Annotated in this window: 5 protein-coding genes; 4 read left to right on the plus strand and 1 reads right to left on the minus strand. The window is 43.2% G+C overall.

What is annotated here, in order from left to right:
- Window positions 1–35 precede the first annotated feature (35 nt).
- The 3 genes from noc to WAM07_RS15505 all read left to right on the plus strand — a co-directional run bounded on the left by noc (window position 36) and on the right by WAM07_RS15505 (window position 2,779).
- On the plus strand, window positions 36–899 hold the full coding sequence (gene noc / locus WAM07_RS15495) for a nucleoid occlusion protein (protein ID WP_422168266.1): 864 nt from the start codon (window positions 36–38) through the stop codon (window positions 897–899).
- A gap of 241 nt (window positions 900–1,140) precedes the next feature.
- Complete coding sequence (locus WAM07_RS15500) at window positions 1,141–1,986, plus strand: ParB/RepB/Spo0J family partition protein (protein WP_422168268.1); 846 nt, start codon at window positions 1,141–1,143, stop codon at window positions 1,984–1,986.
- Window positions 1,987–2,074: 88 nt separating this feature from the next.
- Window positions 2,075–2,779: a DUF554 domain-containing protein gene (locus WAM07_RS15505; RefSeq protein ID WP_422168270.1), complete on the plus strand. Its 705-nt coding sequence runs from the start codon at window positions 2,075–2,077 to the stop codon at window positions 2,777–2,779.
- A gap of 60 nt (window positions 2,780–2,839) precedes the next feature.
- Here WAM07_RS15505 and yyaC read toward each other — a convergent pair whose 3' ends face one another.
- Window positions 2,840–3,466 (minus strand): spore protease YyaC, encoded by a 627-nt coding sequence (yyaC, locus tag WAM07_RS15510; RefSeq protein WP_422168271.1) that lies wholly within the window; start codon window positions 3,464–3,466, stop codon window positions 2,840–2,842.
- Between the two features lie 89 nt (window positions 3,467–3,555).
- Between yyaC and WAM07_RS15515 the strand changes: the two genes are divergently transcribed.
- Window positions 3,556–4,418 (plus strand): hypothetical protein (locus WAM07_RS15515; RefSeq protein WP_422168273.1); only part of this gene is annotated, 863 nt, incomplete at its 3' end.

Here is a 4,418-nt window from a genome sequence, read left to right on the forward strand (position 1 = left end):
GCATAAGCTCGATCGTATAAAGGTGGTGTCTGATCGTGTTACATCCTTTTGGTCGTTTGTTCGGATTAGGGGACAAACCGGAACAGGAATCTGAAGATAACAACAGTGAAGAAGGCTACAGTCCTGATGAAGTTATGCAGGTCCCGGTAGCTCATATTCAGCCGAACCGTTATCAGCCCCGAGCGATTTTCAACGATGAGAAGATCAGCGAACTTGCCCAGACGATACATACGCATGGGATGATTCAGCCGATTGTTCTCCGTCGGATAGATGAGGAAAATTATGAACTGATTGCAGGAGAGCGCAGATGGCGTGCCGTCCAAACCCTTGAGTGGGAAACGATTCCTGCGATCATCCGTGATATGAATGATTCCCAGACGGCGTCTGTCGCTCTTATTGAGAATCTGCAAAGGGAAGAATTAACGGTCATTGAAGAAGCTATGGCTTATGCCAGACTGATTGAACTTCATGAACTGACGCAGGAAGCCCTTGCCCAGCGGTTAGGAAAAAGCCAGTCAACGATTGCCAACAAGATGCGTTTGTTAAAGTTGCCTGAATCCGTTCAACAGGCGATTATGGATAAAAAAATTACAGAGCGCCATGCAAGAGCACTTATTGGAGTTAAGGATCCCGAACTGCAGGAAACGATATTGACTGAAATCATTGAAAAGCACCTGAACGTAAAGCAGACGGAAGAGCGGATCGCTAAGCTGAGCGAACCTAAACCGAAAAAGAAAAAGCCGACTCTTAAAGGTGTAAATAAAGATATGAGAATTGCCATGAATACGATTCGGCAGTCGCTTACGATGGTTTCGGATACAGGGATCGACTTAGAAACCGATGAAGAAGATCATGAAGATTATTATCAAATTACAATAAAAATTCCTAAGAAAAAATAATGAACGGTTCTACCCATCTTGCCTTTCGCAGAGATGGGGCTTTTTTTAACTCTTCACCCCGTTTTTTCAATATAATGGTAAAATAAAAGAAAAGTAGAACAAGATAAAGGCTATCCATCTATCATTCCCCGTTAAAGCCGGCTGAGGGAAGTTCCATGTTATGGCAAGTCCGGGATTTTGCATGAACCACAGTCTCAAGGAGTGGAAGTCTATTTAGAATCAGCAAAGGAAGTGATCGCGAATGGCGAAAGGGTCAGGTAAAGAGACTCAAGCAGTTTCTCAGGAGATGGAGCGTAAAGAGGAAGAACAGATTCAGGAAATTCCGGTCCATGAATGCCGCCCTAATCCGTATCAACCCAGAAAGCATTTTACTGATGAAGCCATCCAGGAATTGAAGGAATCGATCGAGGAGCATGGCATTCTTCAGCCCCTGATCGTAAGAAAAAGCATTAAAGGTTTTGAAATCGTGGTCGGTGAACGAAGGTTCCGCGCGGCGAAACGTGCGAACCTGGATACGGTCCCCGCCCTGGTACGTGTATTGACGGATGAACAGATGATGGAACTCGCCCTTCTGGAGAATTTGCAACGGGAGGATTTAACCCCGATTGAAGAGGCCAAAGCCTACCAGAATTTAATGAATGAGCTTTCTTTAACTCAGGAATCACTTTCCAAAAGGTTAGGAAAAAGCCGTTCTCATATTGCTAATCTTGTCCGGCTGTTATCGCTCCCGGTGGAAGTAACGAGAAAAATAAACGATGGAACTTTATCCATGGGACATGGACGGGCACTGCTTGGATTAAAAACCCGTGAGCAAGTGATCGCTCTTGCCTCAAGGATTGAAAAAGAAGCCCTTAATGTTCGTCAGGCGGAGCGGCTGATTTTTGAAAACAACAAAAAAGATCGGACTGAGAAAAAGAAACCGTCTGCTAAAGATATCTTTATAAGAGATCGGGAAGAGAGTCTCAGAGAGCGTCTAGGCACGGAAGTTACCATTCATAAAGGAAAACAAAAAGGAAGAATTGAAATTGAGTTTATGGATGAAGAGGACCTGGAACGTATCTTACAGTGGTTTGATAAAGACTCATAAAGCAGACCTGGTGAAGCAGACCGGGTTTTTTTGTTGCTTATAAACAATGGTGTTTCACGTGAAACAAAAAATTATAGGAGAGAATCTCATGGTATTATTAGGTACATTTGTGAATGGTTTATGTATTATTATTGGTACACTTCTAGGGCTGTTTTTCACTAAGATTCCCGAGCGCTATAAGGAAACTGTCATGAGCGGTGTGGGTCTTGCTGTTATATTGATCGGCCTTCAAATGGCCTTTGAAACAGAAAATATTGTAATTGTATTGTTGAGTTTATTAACTGGAGCGATTATTGGAGAAGCGGTACATTTAGAAGATAAGCTTGAGTACATAGGAAGGTTCATTGAACGAAAGTTTACCAAACCTGACCAGGAATCCAGTATGGCGCAAGGATTTATTACGGCTTCCCTCATTTTTGTTATCGGGGCGTTATCCGTCATAGGAGCCTTGGACAGCGGTCTTCGTAATGACCATGAAGTTTTAATAACAAAGGCCATCATTGATGGGTTTGTATCGCTGGTCTTAACGTCTACTCTTGGAATTGGTGTTATTTTTTCTGTCATTCCGGTCGTGTTATATGAAGGGTCTATTGCGTTATTAGCTACCCAGATTAACCGGTGGATTCCCCAGGATATGCTGGATTTGTTCATCGTGGAAATGACAGCTACCGGTGGGCTGCTGATCGTTGCCATCGGCCTTAACTTATTAAAATTAACGAAGATCCGTGTAGCCAATCTTTTACCTTCCCTTCTGATGGTCGGAGTGGTGTTCTATATTTATCAATGGTTTTAACAGCTGCTGATAAGTCTTTATAAGGCTTATGAGTAGCTTTTTTTATGGATGAAGAACCCATTACTTCATGGTTTTAGGCAGACGGTTGATGGTGCCTTTGAATGTCGTTACGGGTGCGGATTCCATTGTATGTTTCACACGCTTAGCATCTGACAATTGAATAGCTGCTGCCACTTTAGCGGCCATCTGCATGACCGTATGAAGACGAGTGTTTTGTAAGACGACATGTTCCATAAATCCACTCACATTGACCATTCCGCTAATATGCAGATCTCCTATAGGGGGCAGGTCCTTTTTTAAAGCGGATCCCGGCGAAATGGATCCTTTCCCGAGCACTACAGAACCCACCGACGCCGATTTCCCTAAACACGCATCTACCGCCAGGATATAAGGATGGTTGTGGGTTCGTTTAATCCGATTCATTTGTTCAATTAAATTAAGGGCATGCAAAGGTTCTTCCAGCGTTCCATAGAGATGGAACGTTTCTAACGTTTGCTGCTTCAGCATAGAACCCACAAGTGGTCCAAATGCGTCGCCTGTGGAGCGGTCCGTTCCGATACAGGCAATGACAATCTTCCTAGAGGGAGGCAGCCATTCTTTCAAATGCAGACTAAGGGTCTCACTCATTCCAGGATCATCTGTCTTGAGACGTCTTTCTTCCTTTGAGAACTTGTCTTTAAAATTCATAGCTTCTCCTCCACACACATATTAGTAACAGTATATAAGGTTGTCCGTCGTTCTATACGTGGCAAATACATAGAGGTGGAGGATCGTTCATGATAAAAGCTGGGATTAAGTGGATGTTTTTGATTGTAGGAACGATGATTGGGGCGGGGTATGCTTCAGGGAGAGAGCTTTGGCAATTCTTTGGACAGGACAGCAGCCTGGCTATCTTTATGTTTTGCATCATGTTCATTCTATGCTGTGCCGTCATTATGAAGATCAGCTTTAAGAAGCAGAGCGGCGATTATTTACCTGTTCTGCGAGCCATTGTAGGAAAACATTTAACAGGAATTTATGATTGGATGATTATCATTTATCTATTTACGATGACCATTATTATGCTGGCAGGAAGCGGAGCTACCTGGCAGGCCTTTCATTTCTCCTACCGCTTTGGAGTCATGGCTCTTGTCGTACCTATGATTCTTTTGTTTGTATGGGATGTAAAAGGGATCGTTACGGTAAACAGCGTCGTGCTTCCCTTATTAATTACCGGTCTTGTAGTTGTTTTAATTATTTTCATTAATGATCAGCAGCTTGAGCTGTTTGGTCATCTTCATGAGATAACCAATTGGATGTCGGCTTTTCCTTTTACGGCTCTTAATATCCTTCCATTGATTGCTGTGCTCGGGGCTATAGGAAACCAGATGAAGCATAAGGGCGAGATTTGGATTGCCAGTGCAGGAAGCGGTGCTATTCTTGGGGTTATCTCCTATCTTTATAATCAAAGTTTAATTGAGATCTCAGATGAGATTATGCTCTACGAGATTCCTTTATTCGCCATATTAAAACATTACCCGTATGAGATGATGCTGTTTATGTCGGTGATGCTCTGGATTGCCATTTTCACGACGGCTGTATCTGGTACACTCGGACTAGCCACCCGCTTCCGGAATTATTTAAAACAGCCTCTATGGAT

The organism is Halobacillus sp., assembly GCF_049282395.1.
GTDB lineage: Bacteria > Bacillota > Bacilli > Bacillales > Halobacillaceae > Halobacillus.